Origin of the sequence: Polaromonas sp., from assembly GCF_029945895.1 — a bacterium.
GTDB lineage: Bacteria > Pseudomonadota > Gammaproteobacteria > Burkholderiales > Burkholderiaceae_C > Polaromonas.
Window position 1 is genome coordinate 39,815 of the sequence record NZ_JAQSDL010000008.1, and the last position, 18,630, is coordinate 58,444.

Genomic DNA, 18,630 nt, shown 5'->3' on the forward strand with positions numbered 1-18,630 from the left:
TTCAAAAAAGACTACGTGGTTAAATTATTACCGATTGGTATTTATTTGCCTAACAATTTCTCTTCTATGTCCTTGAGGAAGGCAGGGTCTTTGGGGTCGGTGGCGGTGTTGAAGCTGGTCACACGCTGCCCATCGCGCGCCACCACGTACTTGTGAAAGTTCCAGCGCGGTCGCTGACCGGTCTTCTCGGTCAGCTGCCGGAACAGCGGATTGGCCGCCGGGCCGGACACACTGGATTTGACGAACATCGGAAACTTCACGCCAAAGGTGTTCTCGCAGAAGTCGGCGATTTCCTTGTTGCTGCCGCTTTCCTGGGAGAAATCGTTGGACGGGAAGCCCAGCACCACCAGGCCCTTGTCCCGGTAGCGTGCATACAGCGCTTCAAGGCCCTCGTACTGGCGGGTGAAACCGCAGAAGCTGGCGGTGTTGACCACCACCAGCACCTTGCCGCTGTACTGGCACAGGGACTGGGGCTTTTCGTCCTGCAGACGCAAAAAGCTGTGTTGCAGCAGGGGGGCGCATGCCGGCGCCGTGGGGGCCGAAGCCGCGCCGGGTGTGGCCGCCCGGGCCGGCGCGAGGGCCGTCATGCCCGCCAGCAGCGCCAGCAAGAGCCAGGGTTTAAGGGACGGATGTTTCATGATCTTGCTCGCTGTTCAATAATGGGAGGTCTTGTTGCGCAGGGTGTGCGCCACAGGATCAAAGTACCGGGAACCTGCCCTTGTCCGATAAAAATACGCATTGTGGGCGCGATCAGATTCAAGCATGCTGCCCACCTGTCCCTCCCTGCCCGGTCCGGTAGTTCCCGGCCCGGCCGGCGCCCCTGCCCGCGGTTTGACGATTGCCGCGGTGGAGCGTGACACGGGCCTGTCCAAGGACACCCTGCGGGTCTGGGAGCGACGCTACCTCTTTCCCCTGCCCGACCGCGACAGCCACGGTGAACGCCTGTATTCACGCGAGCAGCTCGAGCAGCTGCGCCTGATCAAGCGGCTGCTGGACGCCGGGCACCGGCCCGGGAAGGTGGTGGGTTTGCCGCATGCGGAGTTGCAGGCCTTGGGCCGCCAGGCCGGCGATAGCAAGCAGCGTTCGCATGGCCGGCGCGGCAAGATCACCGTGACAGCGGAAGACGACAGCCCAGCGGCAGCGGTCCTGGCGCCGCAGGTCCAGGCCTGTTTGGAGCTGGTCAGGCGCCACGACGCGCCGGGCCTGCGCAGCACCCTGGCCAGCGCCGCGCGGGAGCTGGGCCTGGCATCGTTCGTCAGCACGCTGGTGGTACCCCTCAACACGCTGATCGGCGACGCCTGGATGAATGGGCAGCTGGAAATTTTCGAGGAGCATTTCTATACCGAGTCGGTCACAGCCGTGCTGCGCCAGGGCATCGGCGGTCTGGGCGATGGCGTTGCCGCGTCACCCCGGGTCCTGCTGACCACGTTTCCGCAGGAGTCGCACGGGCTGGGCCTGCTGATGGCAGAAACCTTTCTGGCGCAGCAGGGCTGCAACTGCCTGTCGCTGGGCGTGCAAACGCCGGTGCCCGACATTGCCCGGGCGGCGCTGGCGCACGGGGCCAGCATCGTGGTGCTCAGCTTCAGCGCCAGCCTCAACCCCAAGGATGTGACGCAGGGGCTGGCTGACCTGCGCGGCCTGTTGCCGCCGGCGGTGGAGATCTGGACCGGGGGTACCTGTCCCGTGCTGCAGCGCCGCAGCGTGCCGGGCGTGTATGTGCTCGACAGCTTTGCCGCCATCGAACCGGAACTCCTGCGCTGGCGTCAGGCGCGGCCCTGATCCGGCGGGTGGCATTCTGGCGGTGTTGGCCGCTACCCAAGGTCGGCGCAAGGGTGTAGAAGGGTTGAAGAGGCGTGCAAAACGCGCCATCGCCCTGAACCCCGCATGACGAAGGGCTGAAATCCGGCTTGAAAAAGCCTGTCACATTCAGCCCCTAAAATCGGAGTGAATCTAGTGCTGCGCTTGCCGCGTAAGGAGTGTCTATGCTTTATCCCGAACTTTTCAAACAGCTCGAATCCGTCCGCTGGGACATGGACAAGGACATTCCCTGGGCAAGTTTCGATGCCTCCAGGCTGACCGACGAGCAGGCGCAGACCATCAAGATGAATGCCATCACCGAGTGGGCGGCGCTGCCGGCCACCGAGATGTTTCTGCGCGACAACAAGGATGACAGCGACTTTTCCGCTTTCATGTCGATCTGGTTTTTCGAAGAGCAGAAACACTCGCTGGTGCTGATGGAATACCTGCGGCGCTTTCGCCCCGAGCTGGCGCCCACTGAAAAAGAGCTGCATGAGGTGCGTTTTGAATTCGAACCCGCCCCCGCGCTGGAGACCCTGATGCTGCATTTCTGCGGCGAGATCCGGCTCAACCACTGGTACCGGCGCGCCAGCGAGTGGCACACCGAGCCGGTGATCAAGCAGATCTACACCCAGCTCAGCCAGGACGAGGCGCGCCACGGCGGGGCTTACCTGCGCTACATGAAACGCGCCATCAACAACTTCGGCAACGATGCCAAGGCCGCCTTCACCAAGGTCGGCGTGTTGATGGCCAGTGCCCGGCGCACGGCGCAGGCGCTTCACCCGACCAACCTGCACGTGAACAAGGCCCTGTTTCCGCGGGACACCATCCAGTCGCGTCTACCCAACCCGGAGTGGCTGGAGCACTGGCTCGACAAGCAGATCGATTTCGACGCCGTCTGGGAAGGCAAGGTGGTCGAACGCATCCTGCACAACATGAGCCTGCTGATGAACCAGAGCTTCAAGTCCGTGCAGGAGCTCAACCGTTACCGCAAGGAACTGAGCAAGGAAATCGCGGCATCGGTCGCCCCAGCACCGGTGGCCACTGGCGCCTGATGTCCGACATCCGTTGGCCCAGCGCGTCGGGGGGCCGCAGCCGCGTCGTCGCCCGGGGCGCCCAGGTGTTTGCGGTGGCCAATGCCAGTGATGCCGGGCTGGATTTTTCCGGACAACTGGCGCAGACGCTGGTCATGCTTGATGCCCACCTCGGTCACGTCGGCGCGTCCCGCGCCAGCTTGCTCAGCGTGCAGGTCTTCCTGAGCGACCTGGAGCACAAAAAACAGCTCGATGTTGCCTGGCGCGAATGGATCGGCGAGGACAGCGCCACCTGGCCGCAGCGTGCCGTGGTGGGTGCGCAGCTCGATGGCGGCCTGCTGGTCGAGATGGTGGCGCTGGCCTTCCGTTAAAGTGGCGTGATGCAAGGCGCATCACCCCCACCTCCTTCCCCCATCTTCACCCACAAAATCGTTTCCCGCGGCGAAGCTGCCCGGCGCGTGGCGGCATTGCCGCAGCCTGTGGTGTTCACCAATGGCGTGTTCGATGTGCTGCACCGTGGCCACGCCACTTACCTGGCCCATGCGCGGGCGCTGGGAGGCAGCCTGGTGGTGGCGCTCAACACCGACGACTCGGCCCGGCGCCTGGGCAAGGGCCCGGACCGCCCGCTCAACAACGAAGAAGACCGCGCGGTGCTGATGGCTGCGCTCGAATCGGTGAGCCTGGTCACCTGGTTTGACGAGGACACGCCGCTGGCGCTGATCACCGAACTGCGGCCCGACATCCTGGTCAAGGGCGGCGACTACGACATGGACAGGCTCGCCGAGACGGCCGTGGTCAAGGCCTATGGCGGCCGCGCGCTGGCGATTCCGTTTGTCGACGGCTACTCGACCACGGCGCTGGTACAGAAAATTCGCCACGCGTCCTAGGGCCGGTTGGTCCTGCCCGTGGCAGCGCCATCTGCTACCAAATCAGGAGCTGCCTGCGCAGCAGATACAAGGGCCTGGGGCCTGAATGACTCCCCCCCAGTCGGTGCTTCTGCAGTCTGCGGCGACTTACGGCGCCGGTTGTGCTTCCCCGGTGCCGGGCACGCTGTCGGGCCGGCGTCCACGCAAGCGGTCCACCAGGCGCTTAAAGCCTTGACCAAGATCATCCACATAGGTGAACACCGCCGGGATCACCAGCAGGCTCAAAAAGGTCGAGGTGATCAGACCGCCAATCACCGCGACGGCCATCGGTGAGCGAAAGCTGCTGTCTGCCGAACCCCAGCCCACCGCAATCGGCAGCATGCCGGCGCCCATCGCAATCGTGGTCATCACAATCGGCCGGGCGCGTTTGTGGCAGGCGTCGAGCAGGGCCTCCAGCCTCGACATCGGTGGCTGGGCCGGCTGGCTGTCGGTGGCGGCACGGCCGCGCCGCGCTTCAATTGCGTATTCGACCAGCAGGATGGAGTTTTTGGTGGCCACCCCCATCAGCATGATCAGACCGATCAGCGACGGCATGGAAAAACTCTTCTGCGCAATCAGCAGCCCGACAAACGCGCCGCCCAGCGACAAGGGCAAGGCGGCCAGAATCGTCACCGGGTGCAGGAAGTTCTTGAACAGCAGTACCAGCACGATGTAGATGCACAACACGCCGGTCAGCATGGCCAGACCAAAGCTGGCAAACAGCTCGCCCATCACCTCGGCATCACCGATGACCACCTGCTTCACGCCGGCCGGCAGGTTGACGATGGCCGGCAGCTTCTGCACCGCTGCCGTCACGTCACCCAGTGCCTGGCCCGACAGCTCGACTTCAAACTGCACGTTGCGCGACCGGTTGAAGCGGTCAATCACGGCCGGGCCGCCAGCCATCGTGACGCTGGCCACCTGGCCCAGCATGACCGGGCCACCGGGTTTGTTGCTCGGCACCATCAGCCGCTCCAGCGCGGCCAGGTCGGTCCTGGCGTTGTCGGCCAGGCGCACGACGATCGGGATCTGGCGCTGCGACAGGTTGAGCTTGGGCAGCGAGGCGTTGTAGTCGCCCACCGTGGCAATCCGCAGGGTCTCGCCAATCGCGGCGCTGGTGACACCCAGGTCGGCCATGCGTGCAAAGTCGGGCCTTACCGTCACCTCGGGCCGCACCAGCGAGGCGCTGGAGGCCACCGAGCCCAGGCCGGGAATGGTGCGCAGGTCTTTTTCAAGCGCGGCGGCTGCGCTCGCCAGCGCGACCGGGTCTTCGCCAGTCAGCGCCAGGATGTATTTTTCGCCCGAGCCGCCCAGGCCGACCTTGCTGCGCACGCCGGGCAGCTTCTCCAGCACCTTGCGGATGTCGTTTTCAATGCCCTGCTTTCGCGGTCGCTCGCCGCGATCGGTCAGCAGGATGGTCAGCGTGGCTTTGCGGGTTTCCGCTGCGCCACCGGGGGCAAACGGGTCGGTGCCGGCGGCGCCGCCGCCTATCGTGGTGTACACGCTTTTCACATCGGGCAGCCGGGCAATCAGCCCACGCGCCATTTCGGCGGCCGCCCGGGTCTCGGCCAGCCGGGTGCCGGGCGGCAACTCCAGATAGACCTGGGTCTGGGAGTTGTCGTCCGGGGGAATAAACCCGGTCGGCAACAGCGGGATCAGCAGCAGCGAGCCGACAAAAAACGCGCCCGCCGCCAGCCCGGTGACAAAGCGGTGCTGGATGCACCAGCGGCTGGTGCGCATGTACCAGCGCATCACCGCGCCGTCTTTTTCAACATGGTTGACGATGGGTTTGAGAATGTAGGCCGCCATCATGGGCGTCAGCATGCGCGCCACCACCAGCGAGGCAAACACCGCCAGCGCCGCCGTCCAGCCGAACTGCTTGAAGAACTTGCCCGCAATGCCGCTCATGAAGGCGGTGGGCAGAAACACCGCGATCAGCGTGAAGGTGGTGGCAATCACCGCTAGGCCAATTTCGTCGGCGGCTTCCATCGCTGCCTGGTAGGGCGTCTTGCCCATGCGCAGGTGGCGCACGATGTTTTCAACCTCGACAATCGCATCGTCCACCAGAATGCCGATGACCAGGCTCAGCGCCAGCAGCGTCACCACATTGATCGAGAAGCCCAGGTAGTTCATGCCGATAAACGCCGGAATCACCGACAGGGGCAAAGCCACCGCCGAGACAAAGGTGGCGCGCCAGTCGCGCAGAAACAGCCACACCACCAGCACCGCCAGAATGCCGCCCTCGATCAGCAGCGTCAGTGAGGCGCCGTATTCGTCTTCCACCGGGGTCACGAAGTCAAAGGCCTCGCTGAGCTCGATGTCGGGGCGGTTCAGCTGAAGCTCCTGCAGCGCGGCGCGCACGCCATGCCCGGCCTCCACCTCGCTGGCGCCCTTGCTGCGCGCGACTTCAAAACCGACCACCGGCACCCCGTTGAGCAAGGCCGCCGAGCGCTGCTCGGCCACCGTGTCCTGCACGTCCGCCACCTGGTTCAGGCGCACCTTGCGGCCGTCGCCGACCGCCAGCTCGATCAAGCCCAGCTCGGCAGCCGACTGCACGGTGGCCAGGGTGCGCACCGGCTGCTCGCCGGTGCCCAGGTCGGTGCGGCCACCGGCGGTGTCAAGCTGCACCTGGTTGAGCTGACGCGAAACCGTGGCGGCGCTGCCCCCGAGCGCGGCCATCTTGGCCGGGTCCAGCGCAATCCTTACCTCGCGGCTGACGCCGCCGACGCGGGTGATGGCGCCCACACCCGGCACCGCCAGCAGGCGGCGCGTCAGGGTGTCATCCACAAACCACGACATGGCTTCATCGTCCAGCACCTTGCTGCGTATGGTGTAGGCCAGGACCGGCGAGGACGCGAGGTTGATCTTGCTGACGATCGGGTCGCGTACATCGGCGGGCAGGTCGGCGCGCACCTGCTGCACCGCCGAGCGCACCTCGTCGAGGGCTTCCTGGGTGGATTTTTCGAGCCGGAATTCGGCGGTGATGGTGGCCGCACCGTCCTGCACCTTGGTGTAGATGTTTTTCAGGCCCTGCAGCGAGGCGATGGCGTTTTCAATCTTGCGCGCCACATCGGTTTCCAGCTGCGCCGGCGAAGCACCGGGCAGGCTGGCACTGACCACGATGTTGGGCACATCCAGGTCAGGGAAATTCTGCACCTTCATCGACTGGTAGCTCAGCACGCCAGCAAAACACAGCATGACAAAAAACATGATGGCAGGAATCGGGTTGCGGATGCACCAGGCGGAAACGTTCATGCTTTTCTCCGGCAATCTGCTATTTATTTGGTAGCTGCTGGCGCAGTACCGGTCTGGGCTGAGGCCTTGTTTGGCTCCGGGGCAGTGGCAGTGGCAGGAACCGCAGCCAGCTGGACCGTGTCGCCATCGGCCAGAAACGCAGCGCCCACCGCGACATAACGCTCCTCGGGTTTGGCGCCCTGCACAATTTCCACCGCATCGCCGAGGCGGCGGCCGGTTTGCAGCTTCACCTGCACCACCTTGTTGTCGGGCTCAATCCGCATCGCGTAGCTGAAGCCGTCGCGCAGCACCAGCGCCTGCTGCGGCAGCGTCAGCGCATTGACAGAGCCCAGCGCAAATTCGCCCTGGGCGTACATCCCGGCTTTGACCCCCGGGTTGCGCGGCAGATCGACATAGACCAGCGCATTGCGTGTCAGCGGGTCCACCGTGGGTGCCACCATGCGAACCGTGCCCCTGACTTTCTCGCCGCTGGCGGCAGTCACCAGCGCGGTGGCGCCTGGCTTGATGCGGGTGACTTCGTTGCTGGTGACCTCTGCGCGCCACTCCAGCCGGCCGCCGCGTATCAGGCGAAACAGCTCGGTGCCGCTGCCGACCACGGCGCCCACGGTGGCGCTGCGGGCAGAAATCACGCCGCTGTCGGGCGCGACCACCCGTGTGTTGTTGCCGCGCAGTTGCTGGGCGTCGAGCACCGCCTGGGCGGCGGCCACACGCGCTTTGGCGGTCTGCTCGGCCGTGGTGTACTGGTTGATCTGCTGCGTGCTCAGCGCGCCGGAGTCTTGCAGCGTGCGCGCGCGCGCGGCGTTGCTGGCGGCATCGAGGGCCGTGGCTTGCGCCTCGACCAGGCTGGCGCGGGCTTGCGCCACATCGGCCTGCACGCTGTCGCCCGAAAACCGGGCCAGCAGCTGCCCGGCCTGGACCGTGTCGCCGACATTGACCAGCACCTGCGTCAGGCGCAGGCCGCTGGACTCCGAGCCAATCACCGCCTCCTGCCAGGCGACGATGTTGCCGTTGGCATTGAGCGTGATTGGCAGACTGGTGGGGGTGGGTTGCGCCACCGACACGGTGAGCGCCGGTTTGACGCTGCTTTTGCCCGTGTTTTTGGCGGTGGCGGCCGGCTCACCCGAGGGCCACAGGAAGTAGGCGGCGACGGCCAGGGCGGCCACGGCGGCGGTGATCAGCAGGGCCGGCTTGAGTCTGGGATGGTTCATGGTGATGGATCAGTCAAACGGGGAAAACAGCACAGGAAAAGGGCGGGGTGCGGGGCTGCGGCTTAGGGCGCAGCGGCCGCGGTGGGTGTTGGGGCGGGCGCGCTGGGAACGCTGGTCCTTGCGGGGCCGTCAAGCGCGGGTGTCCAGCCGCCGCCCATGGCACGGTACAGCGCCACCCAGGCCGCGAGGCGCTCGCGCTGAAGTGTGATCAGCGCGGTTTCTGCCGAGAGCTGGACGCGCCGGGCGTCTTCCAGCTCCACCAGACTGGCCAGGCCGTTGCGATAGCGTGCCTCGGTGCCGGTGAAGGAGGAGCGGTAGCCGGCCCTTGCCGTTTGCGCGTCGCCCTCGCGTGCGGCGGTGCTCTGCAGCGTGACCAGGGCTTCCTCGACCTCGCGCACGGCTTGCCGCACCCGCGCGCGGTACAGCGCGGCCGCTTCCTCGTAACGCGCCTGCGCCGCATCGACATCGGCCGCGCGGCGGCCCCCGTCAAACAGCGGCAAGGTCAGGGCCAGCGGCCCGATCGACCAGGTGTCGAGGGTGGTGGTGACGCCGCCGGCGCGAAAACGCGCGCTGCCGACGGAGCCGCTCAGGCTCAGGCGCGGGTAACGCTCGGCCTGGGCGCTGCCCACGTCGGCGCTGGCGGCCGCGACATCGCGCTCGGCGCTGAACACATCGGGGCGCTGCGCGAGGGCAGTGGCGGGCACATTTGCTACCAAAAACATAGCTGGCTGCGCTGGCAGATCGGGGGCTTTAGCCTCTTTTTGCCTTATATCGGGCTCGGCCAGGCCAGTCAGCGCCACCAGTGCCTTCAGGTCGAGCTCGCATTGGGCGCGCTGCTGCGTGGCCCGGCCGCTGGCTTCGGCCGCACTGGCGCGTGCCAGTGCGTCGGTGGCCGGCGCGGTGAACCCGGCGCCAGTGCTCAGCCCTGACAGGCGCGCCGTTTCGCCGCGCGAGGTGGCGTCCGATTGTGTGACGGCAACCAGCTGGCGGCAGGTGCGCAGGCTGTAGTACTGGTTGGCGACCTCGGCTGCCACGGACACCCGGGCATCGTGCCATTGCGCCCGGGCGCCGGCCAGGCGTTCGCCGGCGGCGTCACGGCCGGCCCGCCGGCCCCCGAACACGTCGATTTCCCAGCTCGCCTGCAGGCCGGCCTGCGTGGTGGTGGTGACCGGCGCCGGGCCAGGCCCGGTGGGCTGCTGTGAGCGGCCCCGGCTGGCACTGGCCGACGCATCGAGCGAGGGCAGCAGGGCCGCGCCGGCGGTCACACGAGCGGCGCGGGCCTGTTCGATGCGGGAGCGCGCCGTGGCCACGGTCGGGCTCACCGCCTGGGCGGCGGCGATCAGTTCGACCAGCAGGGGGTCGCCCTGCTGCTGCCACCACTGGCTCAGATCGGTCAGGGCGCCGTTGTGCGGCAGGCCGGCGCTGCCGGCTTGCGCAGGCAAGGGGGCAAACCATTGCGAGGGGCTGTCGGCAGAAACGGCTGCCGGGGGGCTTTGCAGTGCGCAGGCACCCAGCAGCAGGGGCGCCAGCGTCAAGGCGATTCGCAGGACAGGATTCATGGCTTGTTCTTCTTGAGGGGGGGCAGGGTAGCGCGCCGCGTGCGCTCGACCGACACCATGGCTTCCGCGAAGTCCACCATGCGGTCGGCAAACAGGTCGATGGCTTTGGGCGAGGCAATCAGTTGCGGCCGCACCGCCTGCATCACGTCGTGACTGACATACATCTGCATCGCCAGCCCGGTGATGGAAAAAGCCAGCCGCTGCAGGTCGTCGTCGGCTTTGGGGACACCCAGATGACGACACAACACCTCGACCAGCGCCGCATGCGCCGGCTTGATATGGCTGTCCATCTGCTCGGCCCACAGGCCAGTCGGCTCCAGCATTTCACGAAAGTGCAGGCGGGTGAACTGGCGCGCCAGTTCGCCCTGTTTGAGCGGCTGCAGAAACCCCGAAACAAAGCCGCCGAGCGCCTCGCGCAGGCTCAGGTGGGCCGGTTGATAGCGTGAAATATCGTCACACGGCTTGCCCAGTGGCTCGGTGAACACGGCCTTGTACAGCCCCGCCTTGTCGCCGAAGTAGTAGCTGATGGCTGCAAGGTTCACTCCCGCGGCCTGCGCAATTTCGCGCGTCGATGTCTTGGCAAAGCCTCTTTCGGCGAACAGCCTGAGCGCGGCCAGCAGCAGGTGGGCGCGGGCCTCGGCACCGTCGGCGCGCTGTTTGCGGGCTTCGTGGCCAGTAGCCGGGGGCCGGACAGGCAGGGAGGGTTTCATGCGGATGATTGGACCACATAAATCAAACGATTGATTTAATTAAAACAACTGTTTCAATTTGATGCACGACCGGACACTCCCGGAGCCCTGCCCCGGGAGTGCCTGTCCGCGGGAAATCCGCTGTCTGCAGAGACGCTCAGGCGCTGGCGCGGGGCGCGCCGGCTTCGAACACCGTGCGCCACACCGCCAGGATGGCATCGCGTTCGGCCTGCAACGCCGACGGCGCGACCTGGGTCGGCTCTTCATTGAGCCGCGCCTGATGCTGCACCCGGCGCAACGCGCGGTAGGCGCGGGCCGCCGCCTGGCCCTGGCCGGCCGGAAGCAGGCCGGCGGCCTCGGCGCGCTGCAGCAGCGCGATGTTGCCCACATTGTCGGCAAGCTCGGGGTGGCTGCGCGACTGCGACAAGACCAGGAACTGCACGACAAACTCGGCGTCCACCATGCCGCCGTGGCTGTGCTTCACGTCGAATTTTTCCCCGGTTTTTTCACCTTTGATCGGATGGGCGGCGCGCACTTTCCCGCGCATGGCCACGATCTCGCTGCTGAGTGCCGGAATGTCGCGCGCGGCGCTGATCACGGCCAGCCGGACGGCGTCAAAACGCCGGCGCAGGGAGTCGCTGCCCTGGACAAAACGGGCGCGCGTGATGGCCTGGTGTTCCCAGGTCCAGGCGGTGTTGCTGCCGCGCTGCTGCTGGTAATTGGCATAGGCCTCGAAACGCGTGACCAGCAGCCCCGAGTTGCCGTTCGGCCGCAAGGCGGTGTCGATCTCGAACAGGTCGCCCTCGCCGGTCTTGATGGTCAGCCAGTTGATCAGCTTGCGCACAAACGCGGCATACACCTCGGAGGCCCGCTCGTCTTCGTCGTCGTAGACGAACACGATGTCCAGGTCGCTGCCGTAGCCCAGCTCCTTGCCGCCCAGCTTGCCGTAGGCAATGATGGCGAACTGCGGTGTCTCGCGGTGGCGGTTTTTCAGTCGCTGCCAGCACCAGTCGGTGGTGACCTTGAGTACGGCTTCGGCCAGGGCGCTGAGGTCGTCGGCGACCTGCTCGACCGTGAGTTGACCTTCGACGTCGCGCGCCAGCGTGCGGAACAGCTCGGCATGGTGCGCACGGCGCAACAGGTTCAGGCAGCTCTCCTCGTCGTCCTCACCGGTGCGGCGCAAGGCGGCCAGCCGCTGCTGCAGTTCCTGCATGAAGGCGGCGGCGTCAAAGCGTTCATGCAGCATGGCGTCGCTGGCCAGTTCGTCGATCACACCCGGGTGCTGCAGCAGGTAACGCGCCGGCCATCTGGCCGCGCCCAGCAGGCGCAGCAGGCGCTCATGCACAGCGGGACGCTCCACCAGCAGCGCCAGATAACTCTCCCGGCGCAGCAGCGGTTCAATCCAGTCGACGAGGCGCACCGCTGCTTCCTCGCCAACCTTGTCTTCGAGCAGCCACTGGGCGGTGCGCTGCACCAGCCGCATCAGGCGCGTCTTGGCGTCGTCGCGCAGCCCCAGCACGCGCGGGTGCTCGCGCCACAGCTCCAGCCGGGCGCGGAATTTGGCGGGCCAGTTTTCCGGGAGTTTTTCCAGCAGCTCGTCGAGGTTTTGCGGCGCGGCCGGGTTCGACTTGCCGCAGCCCTTGCAGTCGCTTTTCTGGCCCAGCAGCGTGTCGAACTCCTGGGCAACCAGCTCCCGGTGGGTGTCCAGATCGCTCAGAAACGGGCAGCAACTGCTGTAGCCCAGGGTCTGGGCAATCCAGGCCAGGTCGTCATCGCGCGTTGGCAACACATGGGTCTGCTGGTCGTCGAGGTACTGGATGCGGTGCTCGACCCGGCGCAGGAAATCATAGGCCCGCATCAGCGCCTCGGCCGTGGCCTGCGCCATCAGCCCGGCGCTGGCCACACGCTGCAACGCGTCGACGGTCGGGCGGGTGCGCAGCTCGGGGAACTGCCCGCCGCGCACGACCTGCAGCAGTTGCACGGTAAATTCAATCTCGCGGATGCCGCCGCGCGACATCTTCACGTCGTTGGCGCGCTCGGGGTGGCCCGCGGCCCGTTTGGCGGCGTGCTCGCGGATCTGCCGGTGCAGGATGCGCAGCGCGTCGAACACGTTGTAGTCGAGGTAGCGCCGGAAGACGAAGGGCAGCACAGGCCCGCGCATGGCCTGGGCCGAGCCATTCTGGATACATTCCAGCGGCGCCACCACCCGGCTCTTGAGCCAGGCAAAACGCTCCCATTCGCGCCCCTGGACCTGGAAGTATTCCTCGAGCGCGCCCAGCGAGACGGCAGCCGGGCCCGAGTTGCCATTGGGCCGCAGGGCCAGGTCCACGCGAAACACAAAACCGTGTTCGGTGGCCTCGCCAATCAGGTTGTAGATGGCCTTGACCTGCTGCGCAAAATATTCATGGTTGGAAATGACGCCCCGCCCATCGGCCCGGCCGGCGGTCTCGCCATCGTGGTCATAGACGTAGATCAGGTCGATGTCGCTGGAGACATTGAGCTCCCTGGCGCCGAGCTTGCCCATGCCGATCACCCACAGCTGGGCGCGCTGCCCGACCGGGGCGCCCGGCATGTCGAGTGCCTGGGGTACGCCATGCAGCGCGTCCAGCGGTTTGCGTGACTCGCAGATGGCGATGTCCAGCGCCAGCTCGGCGAGCTCCGTCATGGCGCGTGTCACCACTGCCAGAGGAAAGCCCGTAGCGCTCAAGGTAGGCGCGGGGTCCCCATCAGCCGGGGCTGCGGAACCGGCCTCGCCGGGCCACAGGCGCAGCGCCTCCTCGGGGGGCGGCGCAGTACGCGAAGCGACAAGAGAGTGTGCTTGATGATCACAATCAAGAACCACCAGGCGTTCCATGACCAGCTGGCGCAACACCCGCAGGGCCGCGCCGGTGTCGAGTCCGCGCGCCTGCAGGGCGTCGAAGGTGATCTGCATGCCGGCCCGTTCGGGTGCGCCGGGGGGCAACAAGGCGAGCTCGTCGGCGTACCGCCGGCGTATGCGCTGCACAAAGCGCGAGTAGTCCGATGCCGCCAGGGGCGGGGCTGAAAGGTCGTTCGACGCCATGGACATCAGAGGACTTCCCTGGGTTGCATTGAACGGACGGAAGCACTGAAGGTCATAATTCTCATGTCCATGGATCAAACGACACCCTCCCAGCCGGCGCTTGCCTCTCGACGTCTCAAAATTGCCGCGCTGGTTGCCCGCCTGGCCTTGGGCCTGGTGCTGGCTTTCTGGGTGCTTTTCGGCGCGGCCTGGGCCGTGCTTCACGGCTGGATTGTGCCGCGAATCGGTGAATTCCGCCCGCGCCTGGAAAGCGCAGCCAGCCAGGCCCTGGGCGTACCGGTGCGCATCGGCCAGATCACGGCCCGGCCGGGCGGGCTGATTCCGTCCTTCGAGCTTCGCGACGTGGCGCTGCTGGACGTCCAGGGGCGCGAAGCCCTGCGCCTTCCGCGCGTGCTGGCGGCCGTCTCGCCCTCCTCGCTGTGGGGGCTGGGTTTTGAGCAGCTTTACATCGACCAGCCCGAACTGGATATCCGGCGCACGACCGACGGCAAGATCTATGTGGCCGGCCTGGATGTGTCGCGCGACCCGAACGACAACAGCAGCGCCATCGCCGACTGGGTTTTTTCGCAAACCGAATTTGTCATCCGCGGCGGCACGGTGCGCTGGACCGACGACTTGCGGCAGGCCCCGTTGCTGGCCTTGACCCAGGTGGACTGGACATTGCGCAACCCCGGCCGGCGCCATTTGATGCGCCTGGACGCGACCCCTCCGCCCGAATGGGGCGAGCGTTTCAGCCTGCGCGGCGTGTTTCGCGAGCCGCTGTGGTCGGGCGGGGCCGGGCAGTGGCGCCGCTGGGCCGGGCAGATCTACGCCGAGTTCGGGCGGGTCGATGTGTCCGAGGTCAAGCGTTACGCCAACCTGGCCAGCCTGGGCATTGACCTGCGGGCTGGCAGCGGCGCCCTGCGCGCCTGGGCGGATGTCAGCGACGGGCAGATCACCGGCGGCACGGCCGACGTGGCCCTGCAGGAGGTGGATGCACAGTTGGGCAAGACCCTGCAGCCGCTGGCGCTGCAGTCGGTGACTGGCCGCTTTGGCGGCCGGCAGTTTGCCAACGGCTTCGAATTTGCCACCGAGGGGCTTCAGTTTCGCACCCGCGATGGTCTGCAGTGGCCGGGTGGCAATGTGTCGCTGGTCTACACCGGTGCCGAAGGCAGAACAGCGGCGCGCGGCGAGTTCCGGGCAGACAAACTGGACCTGGCTGCACTGGCGCTGATCGCCAGCCGGCTGCCGCTGGGTGATGCAGCGCATGCCATGCTGACCTCGCTCACGCCCAGCGGCCTGGTGGACGTCGTTGAAGCGCGCTGGCAAGGGGCGCTTGACGCGCCTCTTGCGTACGCCGCCAAGGGGCGGGTGACGCAGCTCGAAGTGGCAGCCCAGGCGGCGGCCCAGGGGTCCGGTAACCGGCCCGGTGTGCGGGGTGCGGCGGTGGATTTTGACCTGACTCAGCAGGGCGGCCAGGCCAAGGTCAGGATCACCCGCGGCGAGCTGTCTTTGCCCGGCATTTTTGAAGACCCGCGCCTGCCATTTGACCAGCTCTCGACCGATGCGCAATGGAAGCTGACCGGCCCGAAAATCGAATTGCAGCTGCGCAACCTGGTGTTTGCCAACGCCGACGCCCAGGGCACTGCGCAGGCCAGCTGGCACACCGCAGACGCACCGGCGACGGTCGCCGGTGGCGCAGCCCGTGACGGCCGCTTTCCCGGTGTGCTGGATTTGCAGGGCAGCCTCAGCCGTGGCGACGGCGGCCGGGTGCACCGCTACCTGCCTCTGATCCTGCCCGACACCGTGCGCCACTACGTGCGTGATGCGGTGACCCAGGGCGTGCTCAGCGACGTGAAGTTCAGGCTCAAGGGCAATTTGAACGACATGCCGTTTGCCGACCCGAAGCTCGGCGAGTTCCGGGTTTCCGCCAAAGTGGCCAAGGCCACCCTGGCTTATGTGCCCCGGTCGATACAGCCGCGCGACGCCAGCGCCTGGCCCGCCCTGAGCGAGCTCGATGGCGAACTGGTGTTCGACCGTGCCTCCATGCAGGTCAATGGCGCGACGGGGCGGATCGCCGGCTTTCCCGGACTGCAGGTGGTCAAGGCCAACGCCAGGATACCGGACCTCATGCACGCGGCCACGGTGCAGGTTGACGGCGAGATCAAAGGGCCACTGGCCGAGGCCGTGGCCGTCGTCAATACTTCGCCGCTGGGCGACATCACGGGCCAGGCGCTGGCCAAAACCGTGGCGACCGGGACGGCCGGCTACAAGCTTGAACTGAGCCTGCCTCTGGCCGACCTCGGCAAGTCCCGCGTCAAAGGCAGTGTCAGCCTGGCCGGCAACGATGTGCAGTTCACGCCGGACACGCCGCCACTGACGCGTGCGAAGGCGCTGGTGAGTTTTACTGAAAGCGGCTTTGCCATCAGTGGCGGGCAGGCGCGCCTGCTGGGTGGCGATGTCCGGCTGGAGGGCGGCACACGCACGGCGCAGGCTGCGGCGGCGCGGCCCGTGGAATTTCCGGAGGCGACCGTGCTGATCCGGGCCCAGGGCACACTCAGTGCCGAGGGGCTGCGACAGGCCCGGGGGCTCGAGCTGGTGTCCCGCCTGGGCAACCGCGCCAACGGCAGTGCTGCCTACACGGCCAGCCTCGGGTTCCGGCGCGGGGCCACCGAGATCAGTGTGTCCAGCAACCTGCAGGGCATGGCCTTGAGCCTGCCGGCACCCCTGAACAAGAGCGCCGAGACCGCGCTGCCCCTGCGTTTTGACAACACGGTTGTGCGCGTCCCGGCCGGTGCAGGGCAGGCACTGCAGGACCAGCTGTCACTGACGGTGGGGCGGCTGGCGTCGGTGCAGTACCTGCGCGACATCAGCGGGCCGCAGCCGCGTGTGCTGCGCGGCAGCATTGCCGTCGGCCTGGAGTCCGGTGAAAGTGCGCCCTTGCCCGATACCGGGGTGGCCGCCAACATCAATCTCGCCAGTGTGGACATCGATGCCTGGGAGAAAGTGCTGGCCGCCAGCACGGTGCCGGTTGCCGCGGCACCGGCCGAGCGGCTGACCCCGGCCAGCGCCGTGCTGGGCTACCTGCCGACCACCATGGCGATACGCGCCAGGGAGCTGGTGTTCGACGGGCGAAAACTCAACAACGTCGTGCTTGGCGGATCGCGTGACGGCCTGACCTGGCGTGCCAACGTCGACGCGGCCGAACTCAACGGCTACGTCGAGTTTCGCCAGCCCGGAGGTGCGGGCGCCGGCCGGCTGTACGCCCGCCTGTCGCGCCTGAGCCTGGGTCAGAGCACGGCCAGCGAGGTCGAGGCCATCCTCAACGAGCAGCCGGCCAACGTCCCGGCGCTCGACATCGTGGTGGAGGACCTGGAGCTGCGCGGCAAGAAGCTGGGACGGGTTGAAATTGAAGCCATCAACCGCGGTGCCGGGACGGTGGCCCGCGAGGGGGGTACGCGGGAGTGGCGGCTTAACAAGCTCAATGTCATCGTGCCGGAGGCCACACTGACGGCCACCGGCAACTGGGTGGCCGTCAACGCGCAGCAGGCGGTGGCAGCGGGCGGGCCGCGCGGGGCGGTCGAGCGGCGCCGTACCGTGATGAACTTCAGGCTCGACATCGCCGATTCGGGCGAACTGCTCAAGCGCTTTGGCATGAGCGATGTGATCCGCCGCGGCAAGGGCAAGCTCGAAGGTCAGATCGCCTGGGTGGGTTCGCCGCTGAGCCTGGACTACCCGAGCCTGAGCGGGCAGTTCAATGTGAATGTGGCGTCGGGCCAGTTTCTCAAGGCCGAACCGGGCATTGCCAAGCTGCTCGGGGTGCTCAGCCTGCAGGCCCTGCCGCGACGCCTGACGCTGGATTTCCGCGACGTGTTTTCGGACGGTTTTTCCTTTGACTTCGTGCGCGGCGATGTTTCCATCAACCAGGGCCTGGCGTTTACCAACAACCTGCAGATGAAAGGCGTCAATGCTGCGGTGCTGATGGAAGGCAAGGCCGACATTGCCAGGGAAACCCAGGACCTGACGGTGGTGGTGGTGCCGGAGATCAATGCTGGCACCGCCTCCCTGATTGCCACCGTCATCAATCCGGCGATTGGCCTGGGCTCCTTCCTGGCCCAGTATTTCCTGCGGCGCCCGCTGACCGAGGCGGCGACCCAGGAGTTCCACATTGACGGCACCTGGACCAACCCGAAAATCACCAAGGTCGATCGCAAGGCCGCGGCGGCCGCCGCCGCCGAGGCCAAGCCTGGCGAGGACACCGCTACAAGGAAGTAAACATGCATGTCGCCGCCCTTCAAATGGTTTCGGGGATCAGCGTCCCTGCCAACCTGGCCACGGCCAGGCAGTTGCTCGAGCGTGCGGCCGCGCAGGGCGCCGAACTGGCCGTGCTGCCCGAGTATTTTTGCGTGATGGGTCTGAAGGACACCGACAAGCTGGCTGTGCAGGAGACTGCCGGCGAGGGCCCGATCCAGGAGTTTCTGGCCCGCAGTGCACGCGAGCTCGGGCTCTGGATTGTGGGCGGCACCGTGCCGCTTGGCGCCAGCGACCGCCAGCATGTGCGCAACAGCTCCCTGGTGTTTGCGCCGACGGGCCATTGCGTCGCGCGTTACGACAAGATTCACCTGTTCCGGTTTGACAACGGGCAGGAGAAGTACGACGAGTCACGTGTCATTGAAAGCGGTGCCGTGCCGGTGACCTTCGAGCTCCCCTCGGTCGATGGCCACGCTTACCGGGTCGGCCTGAGTGTCTGTTACGACCTGCGTTTTCCCGAGTTGTACCGGGCCATGAGAGCGGACCTGTTGCTGGTGCCCAGTGCGTTCACGCGGACCACCGGCCAGGCACATTGGGAAGTCCTGCTGCGGGCGCGTGCGATTGAAAACCTGGCGTATGTGGTGGCTGCAGCCCAGGGGGGCGAACACGACAACGGACGCCGCACCTGGGGCCAGAGCCTGATCGTCGATCCCTGGGGTGGCGTGCTGGGCGAGCAGGCCCAGGGCCCCGCTGTGGTCATGGCCGAGGTGCGCGCAGACAGGTTGCGGGCTGTGCGCCTGCAGTTGCCCGCCCTGGATCACGGGGTCCTGTGAGCAAGAGCGAGGAAGCGGCCAGCCGCGCCGAACCCTCTTCGGGCCGGCGGCGCTGGAGC

Annotated in this window: 12 protein-coding genes; 6 read left to right on the forward strand and 6 right to left on the reverse strand. The window is 66.7% G+C overall.

Features of this window, described 5'->3' with window-relative positions; translation table 11 throughout:
- Window positions 1-41: 41 nt before the first annotated feature.
- The gene (locus PSV33_RS00775; RefSeq protein WP_300557580.1) at window positions 42-638 is read right to left on the reverse strand and encodes a glutathione peroxidase; all 597 of its coding nucleotides are present in this window, start codon (window positions 636-638) and stop codon (window positions 42-44) included.
- Window positions 639-762: 124 nt separating this feature from the next.
- Between PSV33_RS00775 and PSV33_RS00780 the strand changes: the two genes are divergently transcribed.
- The 4 genes from PSV33_RS00780 (at window position 763) to rfaE2 (ending at window position 3,718) form a co-directional block, all read left to right on the forward strand.
- A complete protein-coding gene (locus tag PSV33_RS00780; RefSeq protein WP_300557582.1) occupies window positions 763-1,779 on the forward strand; it encodes a MerR family transcriptional regulator in 1,017 nt (338 codons plus the stop codon).
- A gap of 203 nt (window positions 1,780-1,982) precedes the next feature.
- Entirely contained in the window at window positions 1,983-2,852 is an 870-nt protein-coding gene (locus PSV33_RS00785) for a ferritin-like domain-containing protein (RefSeq protein WP_300557584.1), read from the forward strand.
- Entirely contained in the window at window positions 2,852-3,202 is a 351-nt protein-coding gene (locus PSV33_RS00790) for a Rid family hydrolase (protein WP_300557586.1), read from the forward strand. Before PSV33_RS00785 ends, PSV33_RS00790 begins: the two co-directional genes overlap by 1 nt.
- Window positions 3,203-3,211: 9 nt before the next feature.
- A complete protein-coding gene (gene rfaE2 / locus PSV33_RS00795; protein WP_300557588.1) occupies window positions 3,212-3,718 on the forward strand; it encodes a D-glycero-beta-D-manno-heptose 1-phosphate adenylyltransferase in 507 nt (168 codons plus the stop codon).
- A 126-nt stretch (window positions 3,719-3,844) separates the two neighbouring features.
- Here rfaE2 and PSV33_RS00800 read toward each other — a convergent pair whose 3' ends face one another.
- The 5 genes from PSV33_RS00800 to glnE all read right to left on the reverse strand — a co-directional run bounded on the left by PSV33_RS00800 (window position 3,845) and on the right by glnE (window position 13,514).
- Window positions 3,845-6,991 (reverse strand): efflux RND transporter permease subunit, encoded by a 3,147-nt coding sequence (locus tag PSV33_RS00800; protein WP_300557590.1) that lies wholly within the window; start codon window positions 6,989-6,991, stop codon window positions 3,845-3,847.
- A 23-nt stretch (window positions 6,992-7,014) separates the two neighbouring features.
- Window positions 7,015-8,199, reverse strand: a complete 1,185-nt coding sequence (locus PSV33_RS00805; protein ID WP_300557592.1) for an efflux RND transporter periplasmic adaptor subunit — start codon at window positions 8,197-8,199, stop codon at window positions 7,015-7,017.
- 62 nt (window positions 8,200-8,261) lie between these two features.
- Window positions 8,262-9,758, reverse strand: coding sequence for an efflux transporter outer membrane subunit (locus PSV33_RS00810; protein ID WP_300557594.1), 1,497 nt, complete (start codon window positions 9,756-9,758; stop codon window positions 8,262-8,264).
- Window positions 9,755-10,468 (reverse strand): CerR family C-terminal domain-containing protein, encoded by a 714-nt coding sequence (locus PSV33_RS00815; RefSeq protein ID WP_300557596.1) that lies wholly within the window; start codon window positions 10,466-10,468, stop codon window positions 9,755-9,757. The genes PSV33_RS00810 and PSV33_RS00815 overlap by 4 nt, the downstream gene beginning before the upstream one ends.
- Before the next feature lie 136 nt (window positions 10,469-10,604).
- On the reverse strand, window positions 10,605-13,514 hold the full coding sequence (gene glnE / locus PSV33_RS00820; protein WP_300557598.1) for a bifunctional [glutamate--ammonia ligase]-adenylyl-L-tyrosine phosphorylase/[glutamate--ammonia-ligase] adenylyltransferase: 2,910 nt from the start codon (window positions 13,512-13,514) through the stop codon (window positions 10,605-10,607).
- A gap of 57 nt (window positions 13,515-13,571) precedes the next feature.
- Between glnE and PSV33_RS00825 the strand changes: the two genes are divergently transcribed.
- Together PSV33_RS00825 and PSV33_RS00830 are read left to right on the forward strand one after the other, a co-directional pair.
- A complete protein-coding gene (locus PSV33_RS00825) occupies window positions 13,572-17,762 on the forward strand; it encodes a YhdP family protein (protein ID WP_366945575.1) in 4,191 nt (1,396 codons plus the stop codon).
- Between the two features lie 2 nt (window positions 17,763-17,764).
- On the forward strand, window positions 17,765-18,571 hold the full coding sequence (locus PSV33_RS00830) for a carbon-nitrogen hydrolase family protein (protein ID WP_300557600.1): 807 nt from the start codon (window positions 17,765-17,767) through the stop codon (window positions 18,569-18,571).
- Window positions 18,572-18,630: the final 59 nt, after the last annotated feature.

What these genes read in the sequence shown, in the direction of transcription:
- PSV33_RS00780 (WP_300557582.1), top strand. Translation starts at nt 763, where the DNA reads ATGCTGCCCACCTGTCCCTCCCTGCCCGGTCCGGTAGTTCCCGGCCCG.
- rfaE2 (WP_300557588.1), top strand. Translation starts at nt 3,212, where the DNA reads ATGCAAGGCGCATCACCCCCACCTCCTTCCCCCATCTTCACCCACAAA.
- PSV33_RS00815 (WP_300557596.1), bottom strand. Translation starts at nt 10,468, where the DNA reads ATGAAACCCTCCCTGCCTGTCCGGCCCCCGGCTACTGGCCACGAAGCC.
- PSV33_RS00785 (WP_300557584.1), top strand. Translation starts at nt 1,983, where the DNA reads ATGCTTTATCCCGAACTTTTCAAACAGCTCGAATCCGTCCGCTGGGAC.
- PSV33_RS00805 (WP_300557592.1), bottom strand. Translation starts at nt 8,199, where the DNA reads ATGAACCATCCCAGACTCAAGCCGGCCCTGCTGATCACCGCCGCCGTG.
- PSV33_RS00830 (WP_300557600.1), top strand. Translation starts at nt 17,765, where the DNA reads ATGCATGTCGCCGCCCTTCAAATGGTTTCGGGGATCAGCGTCCCTGCC.
- glnE (WP_300557598.1), bottom strand. Translation starts at nt 13,514, where the DNA reads ATGTCCATGGCGTCGAACGACCTTTCAGCCCCGCCCCTGGCGGCATCG.
- PSV33_RS00800 (WP_300557590.1), bottom strand. Translation starts at nt 6,991, where the DNA reads ATGAACGTTTCCGCCTGGTGCATCCGCAACCCGATTCCTGCCATCATG.
- PSV33_RS00825 (WP_366945575.1), top strand. Translation starts at nt 13,572, where the DNA reads ATGTCCATGGATCAAACGACACCCTCCCAGCCGGCGCTTGCCTCTCGA.
- PSV33_RS00775 (WP_300557580.1), bottom strand. Translation starts at nt 638, where the DNA reads ATGAAACATCCGTCCCTTAAACCCTGGCTCTTGCTGGCGCTGCTGGCG.
- PSV33_RS00790 (WP_300557586.1), top strand. Translation starts at nt 2,852, where the DNA reads ATGTCCGACATCCGTTGGCCCAGCGCGTCGGGGGGCCGCAGCCGCGTC.
- PSV33_RS00810 (WP_300557594.1), bottom strand. Translation starts at nt 9,758, where the DNA reads ATGAATCCTGTCCTGCGAATCGCCTTGACGCTGGCGCCCCTGCTGCTG.